Raw genomic sequence first — 24,256 nt, forward strand, 5'->3', positions numbered from 1 at the left:
CGCATTCTTTACCCGCGAGGTAATCGAATTGGTCCCCGCCACGGCGCATCTTCGGTCGCAACAGGAGATGACCATGATCGCGCTGCTGCTCTACCGGACCATCGCAGACCACCTTGTTCCCTGGGCCGTGACGCTCGCGACCCGCATGCTGGCACGCAGCCTCAACATGCCCGAGCCGCTGGTGCATTCGACCGGCGACTATGTCGTCGCGCAGGTCACAGCCTTCGAGCACGGCGTCGGCAAGAGCCTCTGCCCGTTCCGCCTCGCCCGCTTGCTCCGCGCCTGGTGGCGCGGACGGCACTGAATTCACCCCAAGCCCAACCCAACCATGGAGACCACGATGATCGACGCATCCACCTTCCTGCGCCGCGCGCTTCTCGCCGACGCCATCTTCAGCGGCGTCGCCGCCCTCGGCTTCACCTTCGGCGCCGGCGCGTTCGCATCGCTGTTCAACCTGCCTCAAGCGCTGCTGCGTGAGACCGGCCTGTTCCTGATCGCCTACACCGCGCTGGTCGGCTGGCTTGCCTCGCGTGCCTCCGTGGCGAGGCCGCTCGTGCTGCTGGTCGTGGTCGGCAACGCGGCCTGGACGGTCGGCAGCATCGCGCTGCTGTTCTCGGGCGCGGTGTCGCCGAACATCGGTGGCGAGCTCATGGTCGTCGCGCAGGCGATTGCGACCGGCGTGTTTGCCGAGCTGCAATATGTGGGATTGCGGAAGAGCGGGAACGTGGTGGTGGCGTGAGGTTCGGCTCGACCGGCACACCACGCGCAGTCGTCGCCCGGCCTGGCCGGGCGACCCAGTATTCCAGAGACAGTAGACGTATGCGGATGGGCTGCGGCGTACTGGATGCCCCGGTCAAGGCCGGGGCATGACAGCGGAAATGGGGGCTCGAACTCGTGCTAAGCCCGCGCGCGACCGTTCTTCTTGCCAACGGCATGGCCGTTGAGCTTCTTCTTGCCGGCCTTCGCGCCCGCCTTCTTGGCCTTGGCTTCCGTGCGCGCCTTCACCTTGGTGCGTTCAGCGCGGGCCTCGGCACGCAACTTCTTGCGCTTGGCCTCGCAGGAAGGGCATTTGCAGCCGATCGGCTTCAGATAGGCTTTGAAGTAGTCGGTGCCGTAATCGTAGTTGATCTCGTCGCCCGGCTCGATGTTCCTGATGGCGCGGATGAAGACCTTGCGCTCGCGCGGCCGGACGTCGGACTCGGCGTTGGGCCGGCAGGAATGGTTGATGTAGCGGGCGAGGTTCTTGCGCACCGAGCCGTCGATGGTCCAGCGGTTGTTGAGCTCGAACAGATATTTGTTCTCGATCTCGTCATGCGCGGGAATTCTGGAGTCCAGGATCGGTCCGAAATAACGGATGATCCGGGTCCCCTTCTTGATCGGCATGGTAGCGAAGAGGCCAAGTCCGGTCTTGGAACGGCCGACGCGATAGGATTTGCTGGAAGCGATGGCTGGCATGATCGAATGAGATGTCGCGGACGAAGCGCGGTAAGCGCAGCGGAAGGCGCCCTTCTAGAACGATTCCGCGCCGCTGTCAGGTACATCCCGCCTCTGTTTGAACCTTGCCCACAGTGAAGACGTCTGATGGAGGGAGTTCCCTCTGTATCAAGGCGTCGTCATGAGGCGTATCGCGTTCCTTTGTCTGACCGTGCTGCTGACTTGCCTGAGCGCGGGTCACGTCGCCGCCCAATCCATGGGCAGCACCTATTCCTCCACAGCGCCAAAAGACTGCCGCCAGATCGGCAAGCCCAGCGAGCTCGACGGCGGCACCACGCGGGTCTGCCCGGGAAAAAACGGCCTGATCGTGCTGATCGCCGAGGATGATCTGCGCGAAAACGTCTCGGTCGGCCGCAACCGCAAGGCCGCAGCGGAGGAACCGGCGGCAAAGGTCTGGTTCGCGCCATTCAATTCGTCGGAGGCCACCGTCGAATGGCGTAGCGCGGGCACCAAGCCGATTGCCATGATCCAGCGCTGGCACATCGCCGATGGCACCGATCCCGACAAGCAGGGACGGCCGAACACCAAGGCCGTGCTCGTCGTGACGCGGCTGCCGCCGGGGCCGGTCTGCCACGTCGCCTATGTCGATGCCATCGCCAACCCCACCGCCAATGAGCTCGCGCGCAAGGCGGCGGACGATTTCGCCCGCAGCTTCACTTGCGGCAAGGACGAGGTGAAGATTGTCGGCACGCGTGGACGTGCGGTCGAACTCGCGACGATGCGCTAGGGCAGCGCCCGCCCGAAGGCGCTATGCCGGCAGCTTCGCCGTGATGGGCGCCGTCAGCATCGCCTCGAGCAACTGTTCGGTCGTCGTCCCTTCGGGCAGCCGCCCCAGAATGTCCTCGAGACGGCCGTCGAGCAGCAGCATGGTGAAGCCGTGCACCATCGACCAGGCGCGCGCGATCGCGGCGCCCTGGTTCAGCGTCAGTGCGTCGCCACTGATCTGCTCCTGCCGCATCATGCCGATGGCATTGGCAAGGCCGGCGAAGGAGGCTTCGGCCGCCTCGTGCAGCGAGGGCCTGGAATAGTCCAGCCGCTCGGTGCGGAACATGATGCCATACATGCCGGGATGGGCCTGCGCATAGGCGACATAGGCCTTCGGCCGCGCCAGCGCGCGCTCCAGCGGCGTGGTGGCGGCGTCGCAGGACGAGGCCATCGCCGCGTTGAACTGGCGGAAGCCGACGGCCGCGAGCTCGCTGAGCAGGCCGGTGAGATCGCCGAAATGATGGGTCGGCGCGGCATGCGAGACGCCCGCCTCGCGCGCCACTGCGCGCAAGGTCAGGCCGGACAGCCCGTCGCGCTCCAGCACCCGTTCGGCGGCCTGGAGCAGCGCCTCGCGCAGGGCGCCGTGATGATACGGCGTCTCCGTCTTCGCTACTGCCGGACGGCGTGCGGAACGCGCCTGCGCGCTCGCGGCCGACGATGTCTTGCGCGGGGTACGCGGCTTGCGCGCTGTTTCGCTGTTGGTGTCGCTTTTGGCCATTTGCAAGCTATATGACGCAATATTGACAGTGTAAAGATTTCACTTGACGAATGCGGCGATCGGTATTATTCGATCTTTACGGTGTAAAGATAGGGAGGGATACGCCGTGCAGCACGACGCCGTCACCGAGCGCCGCCATAACCTCGGTCCGATTCCATTCGAAGCCGATGCGCCATTCCTCAAGATCGTCGGGGAATTGCCGCGCGATCTGAATGGCGTGCTCTATCGCAACGGTCCCAATCCGCAGTTCGATGCGCCCGGGGCGCACTGGTTCGTCGGCGACGGCATGCTGCACGCCTTCCACCTCGAGAACGGCCGCGCCAGCTATCGCAACCGCTGGGTCCGCACGCCGAAATGGCTGGCCGAGCACGATGCAGGCCGCGCGCTGTTCGGCGGCTTCGGCCGCAAGCTGCCGGATGCCCCGCAAAACCTCACCGACGGCGGCGTCGCCAACACCAACATCATCTTTCATGCCGGCAAGCTTTTGGCGCTCGAAGAAGCGCATCTGCCGACCGAGATCGAGCCGGGCACGCTGGCAACGCGCGGCTATCACGATTATCAGGGTCGCGTCGCCGGCAGCTTCACGGCGCATCCGAAGGTCGACCCGGTCACCGGCGAGCTCGTGTTCTTCGGCTACAACGCCGCGGGTCCGCTGACCCCTGCCCTCTCCTACGGATCGATCGACGCCTCCGGCAAGGCGACGCGCTTCGAACGTTTCGAGGCGCCCTATGCCAGCATGGTGCACGACTTCATCGTCACCGAGAACCATGCGCTGTTTCCGATCCTGCCGATCACCGGCAGCGTGGAGCGCGCGATGAGCGGACGGCCGCCCTATGCCTGGGAGCCGGACAAGGGCGCCTATGTCGGCGTGATGAAGCGCAACGGCACGGCGAAGGACATCGTCTGGTTCCGCGGTGAAGCCTGCTATGTCTTCCACATCATGAATGCGTGGGAGGACGGCAACCGCATCATCGCCGACGTCATGCAGTTCGAGGAAGCGCCGCTGTTTCCGCATCCCGATGGCCGGCCGACGGATCCGGAGAAATCACGCGCCCGCCATTGCCGCTGGACGTTCGATCTCTCGGGGAAGACCGACCGCTTCCAGCAGACCTATCTCGACGATCTCACCGGCGAATTCCCCCGCATCGACGACCGCCGCGCCGGATTGAAAAGCCGTCACGGCTGGTACGCCTGCGCCAATCCGCGGCTGCCGATGTTCGGCGCGCTGTCGGGCGTCGTCCATGTCGACGGCAACGGCAGACGGCTCGGTCATTATCTGCTGCCGGCCGGCGATACCATCTCCGAGCCGGTGTTCGTCGAACGCGCGACGGATGCAGCGGAAGGCGACGGCTGGCTGTTGGCGGTGGTCTGGCGCGCGCGGGAGAACCGCAGTGACCTCGCCGTGTTCAACGCCACCGATGTCGAAGCCGGTCCCGTCGCGCTGGTGCAGCTCGGCCACCGCGTGCCCGACGGCTTTCACGGCAATTGGGTGGGTGCGCAGTAACTCTCGCCTCGTCATTCCGGGGCGCGACGACGTCGCGAGCCCCGGAATGACATCGCGGATGTCACCAAAGAGGCCTGCACATGCCCTCGATCACCACAGATTGCCTTGCCGTCCTCGCCTTGGCCTGCGCCGCGCTCGCACTCCGGATGATCCGGCTACGTTGGAGCGGCCATGTCATCTTCAACGGCGGTATCTTGCTCTCGGTCGGCCTCCTGCTCGCCGCCGCGCTGCCGATCCTGTCACGCCTGCCCTGGGCGGAATTCGCCGACGCGGCGTCCGACCAAGCCATTGCAGCACTTCATTTTTTGGAAGTCACCTACGTTATTTTGACACTGTAAAGATTTCGCTTGACCCGCCATCGCTCCTGAATTATTTATCTTTACATCGTAAAGATTGGCCAGACCGAGGCGGCTCATGGCGATTTTCCTGATCCTCGCGCCCTACGGCGCCTACACTTTCCTGATGCTGGTGACGTCGGCCACGATCAGCGTGTTCGCCGCGTCTACAATCTGCCTCGCCACCATCACAGTGGATATCGCGCGCGGCCGCTCCGTCAAGATCCTGGCGATGGGCTCGGCGATCGTATTCGCCGCAATCGGCCTCTACCTCGCGCTGATCGACCCGAAGCTCGGCACGCTGGGCGTCAAGCTGTCGGTCGATATCGGCATCTTCGTCATCTCGCTCGGCTCGATGCTGGTCCGCCACCCGTTCACGCTGCAATATGCGGTTGAAACGGTCCCGGCCGAGACGGCGGCGATGCCCGGCTTCCTCACCGCCAACTACGTCATCACCGGCGCCTGGACCGCCGCCGCGCTGTTGATGATGGCCGCCAACATCGCGCTGCTCTACGTCCCCGCCCTGCCGCTCTGGTCGGGCCTCGCGGTCGCCTTCGCCGCCCGCAACAGCGCGATCTACTTCACAAAATGGTATCCCGAGTATCGCCAGATCAAATATGCTGCGCCCGCCGCCGCGCAGCCCCACCCCCATTGAAGACAGGACAGACGATGAAAGACGTATTCCGCCGGCTCGTCTCTGATTTCCTCTCCACCATCGTCTTCCTGGTAATCTATCTCGTGACCGACAACGTCATCCTCGCGACCGCAGTCGCGATCCTTGGCGCCATCGGCCAGGTGGTCTGGTCGCGGGTCAAGGGCCAGACGCTGGGCTACATGACCTGGGCGAGCCTCGGCCTCGTCATCGTGCTCGGTGGCGCAACGCTGCTCACCCACGATCCGCGCTTCGTGCTGGCGAAGCCCGCGATCGGGCATGTCGCGATCGGCATCATCATGCTCAAGCGCGGCTGGATGCTGCGCTATCTGCCGGCGATCGTGACCGAGACCATTCCGGAATACGTTACCGTCGCGGGCTACGCCTGGGCCGCGCTGATGTTTGCGCTCGCCGCGGGGACCGTTGCGGTTGCCATGACCGGCGACATGAAGCTGTGGGCCTTCTATATTTCGGTGGTCCTGATCGGCGCGAAGATCGTTGCGTTCGCGATCCAGTACGTGGCCTTCCGCCTGCTCATCGGCAGCCGTATTCGCGCAGCCCGCGCTTAAGGGCGCGTCAAAGAGAGCGTTAGGCACGTCCCCCGAGTTAGGCTATAGGCGTCCCTGGCTCACCTTGCGGATTGTCGCGAGGTGCCGGGAAAAAGTTGGGAGACACGAATGGCCGTGGACGGCAACTGGACTCTGACCATGACGACGCCCATGGGCGAGCGCAAGGCCACGCTGACCTTGCTGAACTCCGGCGGCACACTGACCGGAACGCAGGGCGCCGACGGCAATTCGGCCGAGATCTTCGACGGCACCATCAGCGGCGACGCCGTCAACTGGAAAGTCTCGATCACCAATCCGATGCCGTTGACGCTCGAGTTCATCGGAACGGTCTCTGGCGACAGCATGAGCGGCGAGATGGGCATCGGCCCGATGGGCAGCTTTCCGTTCACGGGCGCGCGCGCGTAGGCACGTTGCGAACCGTGCGCGTGCTCCGTCTCATCGCGGCAACGATCCTGTGTGTCGCGACGCAAGCGGCGCGCGCGGATGACACCGAACCGGCGTGGCGCGCAAGCGCGCTCGCCATGGTGCCGGCGGGCTATGTCGCCGGCACGGCCTACCGGACCGAAGGATCGACCGGCACCCTCGCCGTCTATCCGGCCTCGTCGAACGATCCGAAGACACCGGCAAGCGTGCTCGCTACGCGCCAGGCCCTCGTCGTCACGCTGACGCCGGATGCGACGCGCGCGGTCTCGGCCGAGCTGAAGCCGCGCAGCGCGCCGGACCCCGACAACGACGATTCCGATTTCGCAAAGCTCCACGCCGATCTCGCCGCCAGGCGCGCAACGCTGCCCGATGGGACCGAGCCGTGTGATCTCGGCGCCTGGTCCATCGACAAGGATCCTGATGGCCTCAACGTGCGCGCCGAGCCCTCGGCGAAAGCGCGCGTGCTCGGCACGCTGCCGCCGCCCTACCGGCTGAAGCTTGGCGGTGCCGAGAACACGCCCGACGGCGGCTGGCTCACCGAATTCCGCATCATCGGCTTCAAGGACGGCTGGTTCCTGATCGAAGGCGCCAAGCCGCCGGGCAAGGATTACGAGGACGAGAAGAGATATCCGCGCAGCGCGCCAAAACCCTATGCGGGGCGCGGCTGGGTCGCGTCCAACAAGGTCGGCGCGTCCTACGCCAATGGCGCGACGCGCATGGGCGGACTTTTCCAGGCGCCGTTCGTCGATGCGAAATGGATGCCGGCCCAGCGCGAGCTCGGCGGCCCAATCGACACCGACGGAGGCCCGAAGCGCATCTTTGCCTGTAGCGGGCTCTGGGGCCTCGTCGAGAGCCAGGACGGCGTCCGCGGCTGGTGGCGCTCGCTGTGCTCGAACCAGGTCACGAACTGCAGCTGACGGGCTGCGGTCGGTCTGCGGTCATTGGCCACGGCGCCAAGGCGCTCAGGTCGTTGACCACAGCCGGCTTCGCGAGCAGGATACAACTAAAGATTTTTATTGATCTCAACACACTTTCAGCAGAAGGGGAATTTGCATGCGCTCCCTCCCCGCTCACAATCGCATCCACCTGTTCCTGGCCTCCGCCGTCGCCGCACTTGCCGGAGTAGCGCCGGTGAGTGCCAATATGCTCGAGCCGCAGTCGCCGGCGTGGCAACTGAGCGAGCCGTTCAAGAAGAGCGCGGATGCGCGCACCAACATCAGTGGAGCGGCGTGCGCGACCACATCCCCGCCCCTCAAATCCTGCCTCGTGGTCAACGACGAAAAGAAATACGCGCAGTTCTTTGCGATCGAAGGCACGACGATCAATCCCGGCAAGGTAATCCGCCTGCTGAGCGATCAGGCCAGCGGCGATCCGGATGCCGAGGGCACCGCTTACGATGACGGTTATTTCTACGTGGTCGGATCGCACGGCCGCAAACGTCATCATCCCGACGACAGCAATCCGACGAGCTATCACCTCTTTCGCTTTCCCGTCGACAAGCTCACTGGAGAGCCACCCTTCCCGATCTCTGCGGACGAGGTGATCGGCGTCGAAGCATCCGTGACGCGCCTGCGCCGTGCAATCAAGGACGCACTGCCCGCGGATTACGACAAGCCTCTCGGAGACAACGGCGCCAACATCGAGGGCATCGCGGTCAAAGGGGACCTAATGTATCTTGGTTTCCGTGGTCCGTCCAAAGGCGGCAATGCGTATGTTCTCACGGTCGACGCAAAGGCCGTCTTCACCGAGAACATGCCGCTCAAGGCCAAGCTCATCGACCCTCCGCTGGCGCTTGGCACAACGACCGGTATCAGGGACATCGCCGCCGTGTCAGGCGGCTTGCTTCTCCTGACCGGGCCGGTCAACGAACAGCAGATCGCGCCCGCCGTCGTCTTCTACGATACCAGCAGCGGCAAGCTTGGACCGAGCCACACGCTCAGCGTCGCCGACAGCACCGCCAAGGCAGAGACCCTGCTGGTGCTCAGCGACGTCAGCGGCGAACCATGGCGCGTGCTCGTGATGTTCGATGGGCCCGAAAACGGAGCGCCGACGCAGTATGTGGTGCCGCGCTGAAGCGCACCATCAGCGGCGGACCGCCGTTCAACTGCGCGGAGCGCTAGCCCAGATTCAATTCCTTGAAGAAGTCGTTCCCCTTGTCGTCGATGATGATGAACGCCGGGAAGTCGACGACTTCGATGCGCCAGATCGCTTCCATGCCAAGTTCGGGATATTCGAGCACCTCGACCTTCTTGATGCAGTGCTCGGCGAGGTTCGCAGCCGCACCGCCGATCGAGCCGAGATAGAAGCCGCCATACTTCTTGCAGGCCTCGCGCACGGCAGGTGCCCGGTTGCCCTTGGCCACCATCACCATCGAACCGCCTGCCGCCTGGAACTGGTCGACGAAGGAATCCATGCGGCCCGCGGTGGTCGGGCCGAACGCGCCGGAGGCGTAGCCCTCGGGCGTCTTGGCGGGACCGGCATAATAGACCGGATGGTTCTTGAAATAGTCCGGCAGCGGCTCGCCCCTCTCGAGGCGCTCGCGCAGCTTGGCGTGCGCGCTATCGCGCGCGACGATCATGGTGCCGGTCATCGAGACCCGCGTCTTGGTCGGGTACTTCGAGAACGTCGCCAGGATGTCCTTCATCGGCTGGTTGAGGTCGATCTTGACGACCTCGCCGCCGAGCGACTGCTCGACCTGCGGCAGATACTGCGCCGGATTGTGCTCGAGCTCCTCGAGATAGACGCCATCTTTGGTGATCTTGCCGAGCACCTGGCGGTCGGCCGAGCACGACACGCCGAGCCCGATCGGCAGCGAGGCGCCGTGGCGCGGCATGCGGATAACGCGCACGTCGTGGCAGAAATACTTTCCACCGAACTGCGCGCCGACGCCGAGCGACTGCGTCATCTTGTGGATTTCCTGCTCCATCTCGACGTCGCGGAAGGCGTTGCCGTCGGGCGAGCCGTGGGTCGGCAGCGCGTCGAGATAGCGGGCGGAGGCGAGCTTCACCGTCTTCATGCACAGCTCGGCCGAGGTGCCGCCGATCACGATGGCGAGGTGATAGGGCGGGCACGCCGCGGTGCCCAGCGTCAGGATCTTCTCCTTCAGGAAGACGAGCAGCCGGTCCTTGGTCAGCACCGAGGGCGTGGCCTGGAACAGGAAGCTTTTATTGGCAGAGCCGCCGCCCTTCGCCATGAACATGAACTTGTAGGCGTCGTCGCCCTCGGCGTAGATCTCGCACTGCGCCGGCATGTTGTTGGCGGTGTTCTTCTCCTCGTACATCGACAAGGGCGCGACCTGCGAGTAGCGCAGATTGCGGCGCAGGTAAGCGTCGCGCGCGCCTTCCGACAGCGCCGCCTCGTCGTCACCATCGGTGATGACGTTGCAGCCCTTCTTGCCCATGATGATCGCGGTGCCGGTGTCCTGGCACATCGGCAGCACGCCGCCGGCCGCGATGTTGGCGTTCTTCAGGAAGTCGAGCGCGACGAACTTGTCGTTCGGGCTCGCCTCGCCGTCCTCCAGGATCGCGCGGAGCTGCTTCAGATGGCCTGGGCGCAGATAGTGGTTGATGTCGCCAAAGGCCGCCTCCGACAGCGCCCGCAACGCCTCGCGCGATACCACCAGCATGTCCTTCCCCAGGACCTTCTCGACCCTGATACCCTCGGCCGTGATCTTCTTGTAGGGCGTCTCGTCCTTGCCCAGCGGGAACAGCGGGGTGTGCTTGTAGGGCGGAACGGGTTTTGCGGGATCGGGGAAGGCGGTGGGAGCGTTCATGGGCAAATCTCGGGGTTTTGGAGCCCTCGCGGGCCTCTAAGCGTAGAAGCGTTCTAAGCTTTTTTGCCGCGAATGGAAGGCGTTCTGGCGCGGCCGAGGCATCCCGATTCGGCGTCACGACGGCCCTTTTTGGTTGCCCTCGGCCGGACGCAAGGTGGCGATGACCGTCCCCGGCAAGCCCTGGGTGCCCCCTTGCGCTCGGCGCGCGACGAAGGTTGAATGCGCGGCCTAAGGGGCTTTTCATCATGATTTTCAAACTGAACGTCCGCGGCGCGATCCTGGTCGCCGCCGCCATCACCGGCCTTGTGACCCTCGCCTCGCCTGCCCGCGCCGACCGTTGCGACGACAGCGCCAAGGAGCTGACGAACCAGGTCGAGCGCCTCAAGGTGAATTTCCGGGCCGCCAACATCGTCTACCTCTCGCACCCCGCGGCCAAGGAGCTGTCCGTGGGTTGCCGCGGCGACAAATATTCCATCGAGCTCTATGCCAAGGGCGATCGCAAGCCGACACCGGAGTTCTTTTCACTGGTGGGGTCGATGGCGGCGATCGTCTTCACCGTCACGAAGGACGACACCACGACGGGCGCGACACGCTGCCTGAAGCGGATGGGACTGTTGCGCGGCGACAAGGTCGTCATGCGCTACCGCCGACTCAACATGGAATGCACCCGTACCAAGACGGATGCGTCCATCGCGATCACGCGCGGCAAGGACGAGTAGACGGCACTCGCTCTTTCCACACGCTCCGTCATTGCGAGCTCCGCGAAGCAATCCAGAATCCCTCCGCGGTGACAGTCCTGGATTGCTTCGCTGCGCTCGCGATGACGAGGAGAGGTTCGTCCGCTCCCTCGTACAGCGCAAGGAGGCACAAAAGGCACATCCCACCGCACCAACTCCCTCGCATTTTAACGATTGGCTTGACGGAAGCTTCGCTCCTCGCAGCGCAAGGTCGATTGTTTCCATGTGTGAGGATTTGTGGATGAGCGTCTCTACCGTTGCGCCGCCGCCGATCGCGATCGTGGTGCCGAGCTACGACGCGACCAAGCAGCAGGACGACCAGAAGACCAAGGACAACGACCCGACCTACAAGCCGCCGCCGCCCGCGCCGCTGCCGCCGGGTCAGGGCACGCGGATCGATCAGCTCGCCTGATCAGACCGGTCAAAGATGAAACGCCCGAACCGGTCGATCGGGCTTTTCGCGTGTCCGGCCGCATCTTCGCCGGATAGCGGGACCAATATCGTGCGCGGCTGACCCGGGACCTGCGCATGATCGCAAAACTGCTGTTGCAGAACACGATCACCACCGCCGGCATGGGCGCGCTGCTGTTCGCTTGCGCCGGGACGATGCATTGGCCTGCGGCCTGGGTGTTCCTCGCCACCTGCGCCCTGCTCGGCCCGCTCTGCGGCTGGTGGCTTTATCGGGTCGATCCGGCGCTGCTCGCCGAACGTCTGCGGCCGGTCCTGCAAAAGGACCAGCCTGCCGCTGACAAGGCCTTCATGATCGTCTTCGTCATTGCGATGCTGGCCTGGCTCGCCACAATGGGGCTCGACCGGCGCACGCAATCCTCCGACATGCCGGTTGCGTTGCAGGCGCTCGGTCTCGTGCTGTTCGTCCTCTCGACGCTGTTCATCCTGTGGGTGTTCCGCGAAAACTCGTTCGCCGCGCCCGTGGTGAAGCTCCGGGCCGAACGCGCACAGCGCGTGGTCTCGACGGGGCCTTACGCGCATGTGCGCCATCCCATGTACAGCGGCATGATCCTGTTCTTCGCCGGCGTGCCGCTGCTGCTGGGCTCGTGGTGGGGCCTTGCGATAGCGCCGGTCATCGTCGTCTTGTTTGCTGTCCGCATCGGCATCGAGGAGCGCACGCTGCGTGAGGGCCTGCCGGGCTATTCCGACTATATGACGCGCGTGCGCTATCGCCTGCTGCCCGGCGTGTGGTGAGCCGCTATCCGGACCAGCTAATTGTCCAATTCCTTGTAGCGGCGGAAAATGCCTTGCTCGTTGAAGGGAATGCGGCGCTCACTTTCGAGATAGGCCTTGATGTTCGGCCGCGCGGCGATGCGGTCGTGCAGGCCGACGAGGCCCGGGATATTTCCCTCGAACGCCTTCATGCGCTTGGGAAAGGCGTAGCGCAGCCCGGCGACGATCTGGAACAGCGAGAGATCGACGTAAGTCAGCCTGCGACCGGTGACATAGGCGCCGCCATTGCCGGCGAGAAGCTCTTCGAAATAGCCGAGATATTTCGGCACGCGCTCGTCCCAAAACTCGGCCGTGCGCTTCTTCGCCGGCGCCTTCTGATCTTCATAGTAAATCGAAGGCCCGAGCGGGTGATGGGTGTCGTGGATCTCGGTCACGAGGTCGGTGATGGTGAGCTGAAGCTGGTGCACCCAAAGCTTGCCCGCTTCCGTCTTCGGCGCGAGCCCATGACGGGCGCCAAGATAGAGCAGGATGTTGGCGGTCTGGCCGATGACGAGCTTGCCCGCTTTCAGGAACGGCGGCGCGAAGGGCGGCGTGCCGCCATGCGCGTCCATCATCTTCATCATCGCAGCTGTTCCGCGCGCCCCCCGCGCGACGTCGATATAAGCCGCCCCCGCCTCCTCCAGCGCCAGCCGCACATATTCGCCGCGACCCTGGATCTCGGGCCAGTAGTAGAGCTCGTATTTCATGGGAAGGGTCCGTGAGCGTGGAAGCGGTCGGACCAATGTAACATGCGGCCGAAGGTTCCGTGAGAGCGAGACGGAACGGCGGCACCACATACCCCGTCGTTGCGAGCGCAAGCGAAGCAATCCAGAATCTTTCCGCGGAGACAGTCTGGATTGCTTCGCTACGCTCGCAATGTCGCGGGGAGAGAGCTGCGCGCCCTAACTCAATTCGCCGCGAAACAAAACAGCAGGCCGTCGCCGCCGGTGCTCTTCAGATCGGCCTGCGAGCAGCCGCCGTCAGGACCGCGCGAGGGGTGAGAGCTGTTCCAGGACTTTGACGGCTCGTCGTCGCGCAGGCCCTTACGATCGGCATGGCCGACGACCGCCGCGCCCTGCGTGCTCGACGTCCAGTTCCTGCAGGTCTTGTCGTCGCCCGCGGCAAAAGCGGTGCCGTCCGGTTGCGATCCCGTGAGGATATCGTGCCGGTTCGGCGTGTCGCCGGCGCCGTTGATGACCTCGCCCTTCTCGCTGAGCGCGGTCTGCTTGGTGAGGTTATTGGCCGCGCCGTGCAGGTCGGCAACGTCCTTGGCAATCACCGCCCCCTTGGCATTCTGCCACGGTCCCTTGCCAATGCGGTCCTTGGCATTGACGGCGGGCTTGCCGTCAGCGGCCTGCGTCGAGAGATAGGCGCGCCAGGTCTTGGCACCGGCACCGCCGGCCTGCGCCAGCTTCTGGCACTGCGCATCGGCTCCCTCCAGGCCGCCGAGATCGGCTCCCTTGCCCGGCCCGCTCGAAGTCACGAAGAAGGTCATGTCGGCTGACTGCGCCTGCACCGATGGACTCGCGAAGAGCGCGAGCGCAGCGCCTGCTGGCACGATGACCCTGGCAAGAATGCTCATCCTATCCTCCCGATTTTTCCGGCGATTGCGCCTGGCTGGACGGTCTTTGATCCGCTGACATGAACCCGTCACGACAGACATTATTCCAGCGGCCATCCGCCGCACGCGCATCACCTCGAGCGGCGGCGCTCGACCGGTCGCCCCGAGGGCCATGTCGATTAATTGCTTCCAGAGACCGTAGCGCCGGGCGAGCATACCAACGTGGGGCCGATCCTCAAGAGATCGCCCAGGAGGGGACGCGGGAGTCTGCTGCGGGGCCGTTCAGGGCGGCATCCGCGATCACATCGGGGCTGCCGCCGGGCGCGGCGCGAGGGGAGATCGTCATGCACTGGAACACCGTCCGCCCAATCGCGGCAATTGCCGGCTATGCCGCGCTTTGCTGCCTTGCCATCAGTCCGGACTCCGCCTCGGCCGCGGAATTGCTCAAAGCCCGGCTTGCGCAAAACCTCGGACCGATCTCCGGCCTTGCGATCGTCGCCAAATCGAAGGGGATTTTCGAAAAGAACGGACTGGACATCACCGTCTCGAACTTCACGTCCGGCAAGCAGTGCCTGGACACCGTGATCGGGGGCGGCGCCGACATCGCGACGACGGCGGAGGCGCCGGTCACCGCTTCGGCGATGGCAAACCAGCCCATCGCCTTCGTCGCCGGCATGGAATATTCCGACCTCAAGACGGTCGTCGCGGCCAAGGCCGGCGTCAAGACCAAGGCAGATCTTCGCGGCAAGCGAATCGGATTCACTGCCGGCACCGGCAGCGAGGTCTACACGGCGACTTTGCTGAAGTCGGCGGGATTGACTCCCAAGGATGTCACCCTCGTCAACCTGCGGCCGCAGGAGATGCTGCCGGCACTTGCAGCAGGAAGCATCGACGCGATCGACACTTGGGAACCCCACATCGCCAACGCCAAGAAGGCCCTCGGCGAAGCCGTCGCTGAGCTCGATACAACGGGCACATACTCCGAGACGTTCAACATCGTCGTCACGAGACCCTATCTGGATGCCAACCCTGCGCTGGTTGAGAAGTTCATCGCCGCGCTGATCGACGCCGAGGTCTGGATGAAAGCACACCCGGATGAAGCGATCACGGTCGTGGCGGACGCGGTCGGCATGAAGCGGGACGACCTCGCTCCGATCTGGGCCGACTATGTTTACCGGGTGCGTCTCGACGACCGGCTGATCGAGATTCTCAAGACCCACTCCGCATGGCGCCTCGAGAGCGGCAACCATCCTCCGGGAGCGGTGATGCCCGACTTCAGCAAGGTCGTCGTCGCCGAGCCGCTGAAGAAGGTCGACCCCGCACGCGTCACGCTCTCGTGGAAATAGGCACCCGCACAGCCATGCAGGACGGCACTTCAGCAGGACAAGAAATTGCTCTCCGCACCGACGGTCGCGGTCGGCGGCCGGATTCAGCTCGTCTTCGCCGCCTCAATATTCTGGTCGGAGCGCTTTCGCTTCCCCTGTTCGTCGGCCTCTGGGAACTGGTCTCCCGTTCCGGGGCCGTCAACATGGTGCTGTTTCCGCCGCCGACGGTAGTTGCTGCGGCGGTCCTTGAGTGGATACGAAGCGGACAGTTCCTTGGCGATCTGCTGGCCAGCCTCTTTCGCGTCACCACGGGGTTCATCTTAGGCGGCGCGCTCGGCATCCTGCTCGGTATCCTCACCGGCCAATTCCCTGTTGTTTCGAGCTTGCTGTCCCCGCTATTCCACATCCTGCGGCCAATTCCGCCGATTGCTTTCGTGCCGATCGTCATCCTGTGGTTCGGCCTGTCGGAGGCGGGAAAACTATTCCTCGTCGTATGGGGCGTGTTCTTCACGGTTTGGCTTTCGACCCACATCGGCGTGCAGAAGGTCGACCGCGGCCTGATTCGGGCGGCGTTGATGCTCGGCACGCCCCGGCGGCAGATGCTCCAGGAGATCGTGCTGCTGGGCGCGCTTCCCTACATCGTGGTCGGGTTGCGCACCGCCGTCAGCATCTCGTTTTACACGCTTGTCGCGGCCGAACTCGCAGGCGCTTTCGCCGGCATTGTCTACAGGATCGAGATTGCCCAGCAGAATTTGCAAACGGGCCAGGTCATGGGCGGGCTCGCAGCGCTCGGGTTGATTTCGTTCACTGCCGACCGGCTGTTTTCGGCTCTTGCGGAACGTACTGTCCGGTGGCGTTGATGTCTGGAGCTCGATCGACCATGAAACTGGCTCTGGCAAATTCGCCAGCCTCCGTCGAATCGGCGCGGAAACAACCGGCCATTCAAGTCTCAGACCTGAGCATCGTTTTTGACACCCGCGGCGGGCAGACCATCGCGGTGGATCGCGTGTCCTTCGACGTGGCACCTGGCGAGTTCGTTTGCATCGTCGGGCCCTCCGGCTGCGGCAAGTCGACGGTGCTCAATACGATCGCCGGACTGGAGGTGCCGTTTGAAGGCGACATCCTGGTAGAGGGCTCGCGTGTCTACAGCCCGCGACCCGATGTCGGCATGGTATTCCAGCAGCCGCATCTCTTCCCCTGGAAGTCTGTCCGCAGGAACATCGCCCACGGCCCGAGGATGCATGGGAAGTCCAGGACGGAAGCGAATGCCATCGCCGACGATCTGATCGCGATGGTCGGTCTCAAGCGTTTCGCCGACGCCTATCCGAACACGCTGTCCGGGGGCATGCAACAGCGCGTGGCGATCGCGCGAGCGTTGGCCAATCAGCCGCGCGTGCTGCTGATGGACGAGCCCTTCGGGGCCCTCGATGCGCAGACCCGGGCGGTGATGCAAGACAATCTGCTGGAGCTGCGCGACCGGATCAAGGCGACGATCGTGTTCGTCACGCATGACATCGATGAAGCCATCGTGCTGGCCGACCGTGTTCTCATCATGAGCGCGGGGCCCGGCCGCATCCTGCGCGAAGTCGCGGTCAAGCTGCCGCGCCCGCGGTCGAGTTCTGTCATGGTCGAGCCAACCTATCTTTCCCTCAAGAAGGATTGTCTCGACGTCATCCGCGCAGAAGGGTTGCGGGCGTTCAATCAGTCGGACGCGAGCTGATCCCCCAGAACTTGGAAATCGCGAAGCAGCCCGCAGCGCGCTGGCATGGTTCTTGAATAATCGATGCCGGGTCTCACCGTGGAGCCGGCGATGCACAGGGCGAATAGCGCGATAGCGGCAGGCGTGATGCTGGCCGAGTCGGACAATCTCGTCAGGCCGCTGCCCGGCTTGCTGGATGGTCTCAACCGGGCTGATTGCAATCGGCTGCGCGCGATCGGACGCGAGAAGGCCCTGGAAGCCGGCCAACTGGTTTGGTCTCAGGGCGACACACAGGCTGGGATCTACCTGATCAGCGAGGGACGCATACGCAGCTACTATGCGGCGCCGTCGGGGCGCGAGGTCACGCTCGCCTACTGGTTTCCCGGCAACTTCGTCGGCGGCCCCGATATATTCGGAACGGGCCCGCACATGTGGTCATCGGTTGCGGCCGAACCCAGCCTGTTGACGTTCATGCCGGGACTGGCGCTGCGGCGGCTTGCGCTGGAATCGCCGGCGATCGCCGTCGCCTTGCTGGATGCCCTGGCATTCAAGGCGCGTTGCTATTCGGCGATGGCCCAGATGCTCGGGACGCGCTCGGTGACCGAGCGGCTGCATAGCCTGTTGATCTTCCTGTCGCACGTCTACGGCGTGAAGCGCGACGGCGAGGTCGTCATCGGGATGCCGTTTACCCACGGCGATCTCGCCAATCTCATCGGATCCACCCGCCAATGGGTGACAGTACAGCTCGCACGGCTCCAGGAGGAAGGCGTGATCAGGTACGACAGATCCGTGATTTCGATCCTGGATCTTTCGACGCTCGAGCAAGAGATGGAATGAATTCCGACCTTCAGCCGCCAGACTTCAATTCGAACGCCGCTCGGCCTGCACTGGCCTCGAACCGCCGCGCCAGTCCGATCAGCGCGCGATCATGCCAGGCCGGCGCCAGAAGGGTCACGCCCATGGGCATGCCGTTCGGCAATGTCGCGTTCGGAACCGCCACGCCGCAGAGATCGAGCAGATTGGCAAAGTACGAGTAGTAGCCGAGGCGATTGTTGAGAGTGATCGGATCGCGATCCATCTCCTCCAGCGTGAACGGCCGCGGTGCGGTCGGGACCACCAGCGCATCGATACCCGCAAAGATCGCCTCGGCGTCGCGGCGAAGCCGGCGCAGCCGGTGAATGGCACCAAATGTGTCGATCGCTGAATAGCCGGCGGCCGAGCCCAGCACGGTCCTCGTGACATCAAGCAGGGAGCCGGAATCGATGTCCATCAGCGAAGCGATGGCCGAGTGCCGCTCCGCGACCCAGGGTCCGCTGAACATCAACTCCCCGGCCTGGCGGAACGGCGCGAAGTCCACCTCGATCGCCGTTCCTCCGATCTGCGTGAAACGCTCGCAGGCGCGCTCATAGAGCTCGCCGCATTCCGGCATGCCGAAGCATTCGAGATCGGCGGCCGCAATGCGGCCGAACCGGAACGATGGCACCGCCCCGCTGGCGAAAGAAAACGCCCTGGGCAGGCGGCTGTAGGGATCTTCGAAATCGAACCCTTCGATAATTTCGAGGATTGCCTCGCCATCGCTGACGGTATTGCAGAACACCGAAACGCAATCGATCGTCGGGCAATTCGGCACCAGCCCGCGCGATGACACCAGCCCAACGGTCGGCTTGATTCCGACGATGTTGTTGAAGCCGGCAGGTATGCGGCCGGACCCGCCGGTATCGGTGCCGAGCGCGAACGCGACGTGCCCGGCCGCGACGGCGACCGCGGACCCGGAACTGGAGCCGCCCGCAATATAGCGCGCATCGGCAACCGACGCGCAGGGGCCATAGGGTGAACGCGCACCGGACAGGCCTGTGGCGAACTGATCGAGATTGGTCTTTCCAAGGCAAATTGCGCCGGCCGCGGTGAGGCGTTCGACGCTGTGCGCGGAATGCCAGGGCGTGTAGCTGAACGCCGGGCATGCGGCAGTGGTCGGCATTCCCTCGACATCGATATTGTCCTTCACACCAAAGGGAATGCCGAGCAGCGGAAGATTTTCGCCTGTCCGCGCGCGCGCCACGAGCTTCCGGCATGCTTCAAGCGCCTCCTCCCGCGGGCGGAGATAGATCCAGCAATTGCGGTCGCGCTCGGCCTCGATCCGGTCATACGCCGTTTCGATCGCCTCCAAAGGCAGGGACGAATTCCTGGCAATGGTTTCGTGATTTGTCCTGGAGCGCGCGACAGACTGGCTCACCGAATATCTCCCTCTCTAACCGGCAGGCGCGAAATTGCGGGAGCTCTGCGCGGGCAACAAGCAATTAAGTGCTTCGCGCAAAATGGTCGGCCGTATCAGGATATAAGCGGCTCAAAGAAAAAGGGCGCCGTGCCGAAGCACGACGCCCTTGTCTTTAATCTGCGTACGATCAGTTGGTCTGCTGGATCGCCGACAATTCCCAGCCGCTGCCCGGACGGCGGGCAAAGGTCCAGATCTCGGTCGCCTCGCCCGGCTGCTCGCTGCCGGCGACAACCGTACCGCTGTTGCGGTCCAGCGTCTTGTCGGTGAGGGCGAAGCGCAGCGCCACCGTGGCGTATTCGGTCTCGCCTTCGCGCCAGGCCTCCGCGAGGTCGCCCTGCAACAGCTTGACGTTGGTCACCTTGTTGACGACGTTGCGCGCGCGGTTCTGGCCAAGGTCCTGCTCGAAATAGGAGACCATTTCCGGCGTCGCGAGCGTGTGCAGCTTGGCCACGTCCTCGTTCGACCAGGCGGCCTGGACATCGCCGAGCAGGCGCTCGAACGCCTCATAGTCATCCGGCTTGATCTCGAGCGGCGCGTTGTTGGCGCCGCCGAAGCCGAAGCCGCCGAGACCACCGCCAAGTCCACCACCGACGCTACCGCCACCGAGGCCGCTGCGATAGTTCGGCTGCGGTCCCTGACCGCTGCCTGCATCAGCATTGGCATAGGCCGCCTGCTGCGAGTGGCGGCGCTGCCACCAGGACATCGCCAGCCGCACCACCAACACCACGAGAGCGATCTGGATGATCAGGCCAATGATTGACGACAGGCCGCCGAGGCCACCGAACAGGCCGCCGCCGAACAGCATGCCGAGCAGGCCTGCGCCGAGGAAGCCGGCCGCAAGGCCGCCCATGAAGCCGCCGGCGCGGCCGAACAGGCCGCCACGCGCGGGTGCGGCGGCAGCCGAATTCATGCCGGCACCCGGCTGGGTATAGGTGCGGTTGAACTGCGAGGTCGAGCCCGGCGCGGTCGTGGTCGACGGCGGCGCCGAATAGGTGCGCGAACCGCGCGAACCCGACGACATGCCACCACCGACGCGGGCGTCGGCGGACGAAATCACCAGCGCAGTCGGCAGCGCAAGCGCCAGCATGACGGCGAGGGTCTTGAAGAGAGTGCGGGAGCGTTGCGAGAAAGTCATGTGCGTTTCCCAAATCCCCGGCATGGGGACGTGCTCCTAAGATGGGCAGACTTCCCGAAAAGTGAAGCCGGTTTCGGAACTTATGGCTGCGGCCCTCAGTCGCGGGGATGTGGCAAAAGCCCATATTTGGCGGGGGTTTGGCCGGGGAGCCGGAGGAACTGCGGTCGCGGGTTACCGGCGGGTTTACGGCAGGAATGCCGCTTTTTCCTCGTCATTTCGAGGAACTCTCGCAAATCGACCGTGGTAGTCGCCGTCATCCCGCCTTTGCCATCGTCTCCTTTACGGCCGCCACGAGCTGGCTGAGCGTGAACGGCTTTGGCAGGAAGTCGAATTGCTGGCCTTCGGGCAGGCTCTTCTCGAAGGCATCCTCGGCGTAGCCGGAGACGAAGATGAACTTGATGTCGGGATTCTTCTCGCGCATCGCCTTCAGCAGCGTCGGGCCGTCCATCTCGGGCATCACGACGTCGGAGACGACGAGATCGATCGCACCGCTCTGTTCCTCCAGGACCTCCATGGCCTCGACGCCGTTCTCGGCCTCGACCACGGTGTAGCCGCGCGAGCGCAGGCCGCGTGCGTTCAGCGCGCGCAGGCCCTCTTCGTCCTCGACGAGAAGGATGGTGCCCTGTCCGGTGAGATCGGTCCGCGGCTTGGCCTCCGCCGCCGCAGGTGCGGTCTCCTTCGCGGCGCCATTGGCCGCGCCGACCACTGCAGCGGGCTGCTCCTGCACCTCCGGCTCGGCGTGATGGCGCGGCAGGAAGATATGGAACGAAGTCCCCTGCCCCGGTTCCGAGTCCACGTAAATGAAGCCGCCAGTCTGCTTGACGATGCCGTAGACGGTGGAGAGCCCGAGGCCGGTGCCCTTGCCCACTTCCTTGGTCGAGAAGAACGGCTCAAAGATCTTGTCGCGGATATCGGCGGGGATGCCGGTGCCGGTGTCGGCGACCTCGATCCGTACATAGTCCGCAGCCGGCATGCCCTTGTAGGCGAGCTTGGCCGCTTCTTCCGCGGTGACGTTGGCGGTGCGGATGATCAGCTTGCCGCCGTCGGGCATGGCGTCGCGCGCGTTCACCGCGAGGTTGACGATCACCTGCTCGAACTGGGAGACGTCGACCTTCACCGGCCAGAGATCGCGGCCGTGGATGGTCTCGTGCTTGACCTTCTCGCCGATCAGCCGGCGCAGCAGCATGGCGAGATCGGACAGCGCATCGCCGAGGTCGAGCACCTGCGGCCGCAACGTCTGCCGCCGCGAGAACGCCAGCAACTGCCGCACCAGCGTCGCCGCGCGCGTCGCGTTCTGCTTGATCTGCATGATGTCCTGGAACGACGGATCGGTCGGCTTGTGCGCGTTCAGCAGGAAGTCGTTCGCCATCATGATGGCGGAGAGCACGTTGTTGAAGTCGTGGGCGATGCCGCCCGCGAGCTGGCCGACCGTCTCCATCTTCTGCGACTGGTTGATCTGGTTCTCCAGCGCGCGCCGCTCGGTGGTCTCGAGCATGTGCACGATGGCGGCTTCGGCCTCGTTCTCGGCCGCATCCACCGGCGTGACGAAGAACTGGCCCCAGCGCTCCTTGGCTCCCTCGAGCGCCACCTCGACCGGCGCGACGTCGGCCTGGCCCTCCGCGGCCTGGTTGATGGCCGTGATCAAAAGTTGCCGGTCGCGCGAATTGACCGCGCGGAAGATCGACTTGCTGGCGCTGTCGAGCCCGAGGGCCTGCCCGAGCTTGGCGTAGCGCGCGTTGGCCCGCACGACGTTGCCGCCTCGGTCGACGGTCGCGATCGCCATCGGCGTATGGTCGAAGAAGCGCATGAAGCGCACTTCGGCGGCGCGGTCGGGATCGCTGCGCTCGTCGCGGGCGCGGCTGATGACGAGCGTGCGCGACGGCCCCGGCGCGCCGTCTGCGCCGAAGGCGAGCTTGTGATAGAGCCGCACCGGCATGGTCTTGCCGGTGCGCATGCGCAAGTCGATGTCGAAGACTTCCGTCTTCACCTCGCCCGGCACCGCCACGATCGCGGTGAGCAGCGAGGCGCCGTCGCCGGAGACGATGTCGGTGAGCTTCAGCCCGCCCGAGCCGATCTCGGCGAGATCGTAGTCGAGCCAGTTCGCCAGTGTCGCGTTGACATAGGCGAGCTCGCCGGCCGGATTGACCGAGAAGAAGCCGCAGGGCGCGTGATCGAGATATTCGATCGCGTGCTGGAGTTCCTGGAACACGTCCTCCTGGCGCTCGCGGTCGCGGGTGATGTCGGAGATCGACCACACCGCGTATTTCGCCTCGCGCTTCCCGGTGCCGAGCGGGCGCACCCGCATGCGCAGCCAGCGGCCCTGGCTGCCGTCATGGCCGGAGATGCGCACCTCTTCCTGCTGCCGTTTTCCTTCGCGCGCGGCCTTGAGCAGGCGGAACACGGCTTCGGAGACGTCGGGGTTGCCGATGAAGACGCGCTCCACGGGCCGCACCTCCTGCGGTCCGCTGGCGCCGGTGAGCGTCAGATAGGCAGCGTTGGAATAGACCACGTGGCCGCGGGGATCGGTCACGGCCAGGCCGTCGAAGGCGTGGTCGGCAATGCGCCCCATCACGGGATCATCGAGACTGCGGTCGACGAAGCGGATGATGCCGGCGGCGAAGGCGAACAGGTTGAACAGGCCGACCATCGCCAGCACGGCGAGGATGCCGAGGATATAGGGCTGCGCCTGCGCGCGCCCGAGCGTCATCAGCCCGACGGCGACGGCGACGAGGCCGGCGGCCACCAGCAGCACCAGCGCAATACTGCCCGAGCGCGGCGACGGCTCGTGCGCCGCAACGGGCTCGCGTGTGAGGTCGTGGTCGGTCTCGGCAGTCATTTCAAGCTGGCACAGCCTGTCGGCAGAGAATCAACGCGCTACGGGGCGCGTGGGGTCCTCCCTGCCTGAATCGGACCCGCAGGCGCAAGGGTAGCAAGGGCGAAAGGTACGCTGATTCCCAGATTACGGCCATTTCCGGTACTTTTCGGGCATTTTATCCGCGTCCGGCGCCGAATCCCTGCTTCAGCCGCATGACGTAACCGATGACCTCGGCGACTGCATGGTAGTGCTCGGTCGGGATTTCCTGGTCGATTTCGACGGTGGCGTAGAGCGCGCGGGCGAGCGGAACGTTCTCGACGATCGGGATGTCGTGCTCGTGCGCGATCTCCCGGATCTTGAAGGCGAGATTGTCGACGCCCTTGGCGACGCAGATCGGCGCGGACATGCCGCGCTCGTAGGACAGCGCGATCGAATAGTGGGTCGGGTTGGTGATGATCACCGAGGCCTTGGGAACCGCCGCCATCATGCGCTTCTTGGAGCGCTGCTGGCGCAATTGCCGGAGCTTGCCCTTGATGTGCGGGTCGCCTTCGGACTGCTTGAACTCTTCCTTGATCTCCTGGAGCGACATCTTCTGCCGCTGGAACCAGCTGCGATATTGGAAGAAATAGTCGCCAATGGCGATGATCGCGAGCGCCGCGACCACTGCGCCGAGCAGATGAATGGGCAGGCTGGTGCTGGCGCCCAGCATGGCGGCCGGATCGAGCCTGACCATCGCCTCCATGCGATGGCGCTCCGGCCACAGGACCACGGTCATGACCGCGCCGAGCACGATCAGCTTGCCGAGCCCCTTGAGGAAGTTCGCGGCCGCCTGCTTGCCGAAGATGCGCTTGAGGCCCTCGGCCGGCGACAGTTTGCTGAATTTGGGTTTCAGGGATTCGGCCGACCAGACCAGGCGATGCTGGAGCACGTTGCCGGCAATCGCCGCCAGCACCAGCATCAGCAGGGGCACGCCGATCGCTGCGAGCACGGCGACCTCGATCTGCTGCATCAGCGCGAGCAGAGCCCTGCCGTCGGTCTTGATCATCCAGGAATTGGCAAGCAGGTTGCGCATCGGCGTCACCAGCCCGCTGCCCACCGAGCCCGAGAAGGTGGAGACCACGAGCGTGCCGCCCGCGATCATGAACCAGGTGTTGATCTCCTGGCTCTTGGCGACGTCGCCGCGTTCGAGCGCCTCTTCGAGACGCTTTTGTGTCGGGTCTTCTGTTTGACTGTCGGGATCGTTGTCGTCTGCCATC

26 protein-coding genes are annotated in these 24,256 nt (G+C 64.7%); 17 read left to right on the forward strand and 9 right to left on the reverse strand.

The genetic code is table 11. The features are described from left to right. The first annotated feature begins 73 nt into the window (after positions 1-73). Entirely contained in the window at positions 74-304 is a 231-nt protein-coding gene (locus HAP41_RS33140) for a hypothetical protein (protein WP_175618045.1), read from the forward strand. 36 nt (positions 305-340) lie between these two features. Further along, a complete protein-coding gene (locus HAP41_RS33145) occupies positions 341-739 on the forward strand; it encodes a hypothetical protein (protein WP_166090807.1) in 399 nt (132 codons plus the stop codon). A 158-nt stretch (positions 740-897) separates the two neighbouring features. On the opposite strand, the gene HAP41_RS33150 is transcribed toward HAP41_RS33145, so the two are convergent. Beyond that, positions 898-1,455: an SET domain-containing protein gene (locus HAP41_RS33150; RefSeq protein WP_071912271.1), complete on the reverse strand. Its 558-nt coding sequence runs from the start codon at positions 1,453-1,455 to the stop codon at positions 898-900. Positions 1,456-1,615: 160 nt separating this feature from the next. On the opposite strand from HAP41_RS33150, the gene HAP41_RS33155 reads away from it, so the two are divergent. Continuing rightward, the gene (locus tag HAP41_RS33155; protein WP_166090803.1) at positions 1,616-2,221 is read left to right on the forward strand and encodes a hypothetical protein; all 606 of its coding nucleotides are present in this window, start codon (positions 1,616-1,618) and stop codon (positions 2,219-2,221) included. A 21-nt stretch (positions 2,222-2,242) separates the two neighbouring features. Here the strand turns inward: HAP41_RS33155 and HAP41_RS33160 are convergent, their stop codons facing one another. After that, on the reverse strand, positions 2,243-2,977 hold the full coding sequence (locus HAP41_RS33160) for a TetR/AcrR family transcriptional regulator (RefSeq protein WP_166090801.1): 735 nt from the start codon (positions 2,975-2,977) through the stop codon (positions 2,243-2,245). Positions 2,978-3,083: 106 nt separating this feature from the next. Between HAP41_RS33160 and HAP41_RS33165 the strand changes: the two genes are divergently transcribed. From HAP41_RS33165 to HAP41_RS33195, 7 genes are all read left to right on the forward strand, one after another. Continuing rightward, positions 3,084-4,481, forward strand: coding sequence for a carotenoid oxygenase family protein (locus HAP41_RS33165; protein WP_166090795.1), 1,398 nt, complete (start codon positions 3,084-3,086; stop codon positions 4,479-4,481). 74 nt (positions 4,482-4,555) lie between these two features. Further along, on the forward strand, positions 4,556-4,819 hold the full coding sequence (locus tag HAP41_RS33170) for a hypothetical protein (protein WP_166105645.1): 264 nt from the start codon (positions 4,556-4,558) through the stop codon (positions 4,817-4,819). A gap of 76 nt (positions 4,820-4,895) precedes the next feature. Further along, a complete protein-coding gene (locus tag HAP41_RS33175) occupies positions 4,896-5,471 on the forward strand; it encodes a hypothetical protein (protein WP_166090793.1) in 576 nt (191 codons plus the stop codon). A gap of 14 nt (positions 5,472-5,485) precedes the next feature. Further along, entirely contained in the window at positions 5,486-6,037 is a 552-nt protein-coding gene (locus tag HAP41_RS33180) for an inner membrane-spanning protein YciB (RefSeq protein ID WP_085404236.1), read from the forward strand. Between the two features lie 108 nt (positions 6,038-6,145). Next, complete coding sequence (locus HAP41_RS33185; protein WP_071912259.1) at positions 6,146-6,442, forward strand: hypothetical protein; 297 nt, start codon at positions 6,146-6,148, stop codon at positions 6,440-6,442. A gap of 14 nt (positions 6,443-6,456) precedes the next feature. Continuing rightward, positions 6,457-7,377, forward strand: a complete 921-nt coding sequence (locus HAP41_RS33190; RefSeq protein ID WP_166090773.1) for an SH3 domain-containing protein — start codon at positions 6,457-6,459, stop codon at positions 7,375-7,377. Positions 7,378-7,513: 136 nt separating this feature from the next. Then, a complete protein-coding gene (locus HAP41_RS33195) occupies positions 7,514-8,533 on the forward strand; it encodes a DUF3616 domain-containing protein (protein WP_166090771.1) in 1,020 nt (339 codons plus the stop codon). 43 nt (positions 8,534-8,576) lie between these two features. On the opposite strand, the gene HAP41_RS33200 is transcribed toward HAP41_RS33195, so the two are convergent. Next, positions 8,577-10,232, reverse strand: coding sequence for a fumarate hydratase (locus HAP41_RS33200; protein WP_166090750.1), 1,656 nt, complete (start codon positions 10,230-10,232; stop codon positions 8,577-8,579). Positions 10,233-10,477: 245 nt separating this feature from the next. Between HAP41_RS33200 and HAP41_RS33205 the strand changes: the two genes are divergently transcribed. The 3 genes from HAP41_RS33205 (at position 10,478) to HAP41_RS33215 (ending at position 12,172) form a co-directional block, all read left to right on the forward strand. After that, positions 10,478-10,951, forward strand: a complete 474-nt coding sequence (locus HAP41_RS33205; RefSeq protein ID WP_071912253.1) for a hypothetical protein — start codon at positions 10,478-10,480, stop codon at positions 10,949-10,951. A gap of 259 nt (positions 10,952-11,210) precedes the next feature. Continuing rightward, complete coding sequence (locus HAP41_RS33210; protein ID WP_166090739.1) at positions 11,211-11,381, forward strand: hypothetical protein; 171 nt, start codon at positions 11,211-11,213, stop codon at positions 11,379-11,381. A 116-nt stretch (positions 11,382-11,497) separates the two neighbouring features. Then, the gene (locus HAP41_RS33215; protein WP_166090730.1) at positions 11,498-12,172 is read left to right on the forward strand and encodes a methyltransferase family protein; all 675 of its coding nucleotides are present in this window, start codon (positions 11,498-11,500) and stop codon (positions 12,170-12,172) included. Positions 12,173-12,189: 17 nt separating this feature from the next. Here the strand turns inward: HAP41_RS33215 and HAP41_RS33220 are convergent, their stop codons facing one another. Then, entirely contained in the window at positions 12,190-12,897 is a 708-nt protein-coding gene (locus HAP41_RS33220) for a glutathione S-transferase (RefSeq protein WP_085404232.1), read from the reverse strand. A gap of 200 nt (positions 12,898-13,097) precedes the next feature. Then, positions 13,098-13,772 carry a lectin gene (locus tag HAP41_RS33225; protein WP_085404231.1) on the reverse strand — a complete coding sequence of 225 codons (675 nt, stop codon included), beginning with the start codon at positions 13,770-13,772 and terminating at the stop codon, positions 13,098-13,100. Positions 13,773-14,095: 323 nt separating this feature from the next. Between HAP41_RS33225 and HAP41_RS33230 the strand changes: the two genes are divergently transcribed. The 4 genes from HAP41_RS33230 to HAP41_RS33245 all read left to right on the forward strand — a co-directional run bounded on the left by HAP41_RS33230 (position 14,096) and on the right by HAP41_RS33245 (position 17,612). After that, positions 14,096-15,097: an NrtA/SsuA/CpmA family ABC transporter substrate-binding protein gene (locus HAP41_RS33230; protein ID WP_166090714.1), complete on the forward strand. Its 1,002-nt coding sequence runs from the start codon at positions 14,096-14,098 to the stop codon at positions 15,095-15,097. A gap of 14 nt (positions 15,098-15,111) precedes the next feature. Further along, entirely contained in the window at positions 15,112-15,936 is an 825-nt protein-coding gene (locus HAP41_RS33235; RefSeq protein WP_175618043.1) for an ABC transporter permease, read from the forward strand. 20 nt (positions 15,937-15,956) lie between these two features. Next, positions 15,957-16,796 (forward strand): ABC transporter ATP-binding protein, encoded by an 840-nt coding sequence (locus HAP41_RS33240; protein WP_085404228.1) that lies wholly within the window; start codon positions 15,957-15,959, stop codon positions 16,794-16,796. Between the two features lie 90 nt (positions 16,797-16,886). Further along, positions 16,887-17,612, forward strand: a complete 726-nt coding sequence (locus tag HAP41_RS33245) for a Crp/Fnr family transcriptional regulator (protein ID WP_063986244.1) — start codon at positions 16,887-16,889, stop codon at positions 17,610-17,612. A 10-nt stretch (positions 17,613-17,622) separates the two neighbouring features. Here HAP41_RS33245 and atzF read toward each other — a convergent pair whose 3' ends face one another. The 4 genes from atzF to flhB all read right to left on the reverse strand — a co-directional run bounded on the left by atzF (position 17,623) and on the right by flhB (position 24,255). Beyond that, positions 17,623-19,008, reverse strand: a complete 1,386-nt coding sequence (gene atzF / locus HAP41_RS33250) for an allophanate hydrolase (protein ID WP_166090703.1) — start codon at positions 19,006-19,008, stop codon at positions 17,623-17,625. Positions 19,009-19,177: 169 nt separating this feature from the next. After that, a complete protein-coding gene (locus HAP41_RS33255; RefSeq protein WP_085404226.1) occupies positions 19,178-20,209 on the reverse strand; it encodes a Tim44 domain-containing protein in 1,032 nt (343 codons plus the stop codon). A gap of 229 nt (positions 20,210-20,438) precedes the next feature. Then, positions 20,439-23,021 carry a cell cycle histidine kinase CckA gene (cckA, locus tag HAP41_RS33260; RefSeq protein WP_085404225.1) on the reverse strand — a complete coding sequence of 861 codons (2,583 nt, stop codon included), beginning with the start codon at positions 23,019-23,021 and terminating at the stop codon, positions 20,439-20,441. A 154-nt stretch (positions 23,022-23,175) separates the two neighbouring features. Next, positions 23,176-24,255 carry a flagellar biosynthesis protein FlhB gene (flhB, locus tag HAP41_RS33265; RefSeq protein ID WP_166090689.1) on the reverse strand — a complete coding sequence of 360 codons (1,080 nt, stop codon included), beginning with the start codon at positions 24,253-24,255 and terminating at the stop codon, positions 23,176-23,178. Between the last annotated feature and the right edge of the window lies 1 nt (position 24,256).

This window comes from Bradyrhizobium barranii subsp. apii (assembly GCF_011516635.5).
In the GTDB taxonomy this organism is placed as follows: Bacteria; Pseudomonadota; Alphaproteobacteria; order Rhizobiales; family Xanthobacteraceae; genus Bradyrhizobium; species Bradyrhizobium barranii.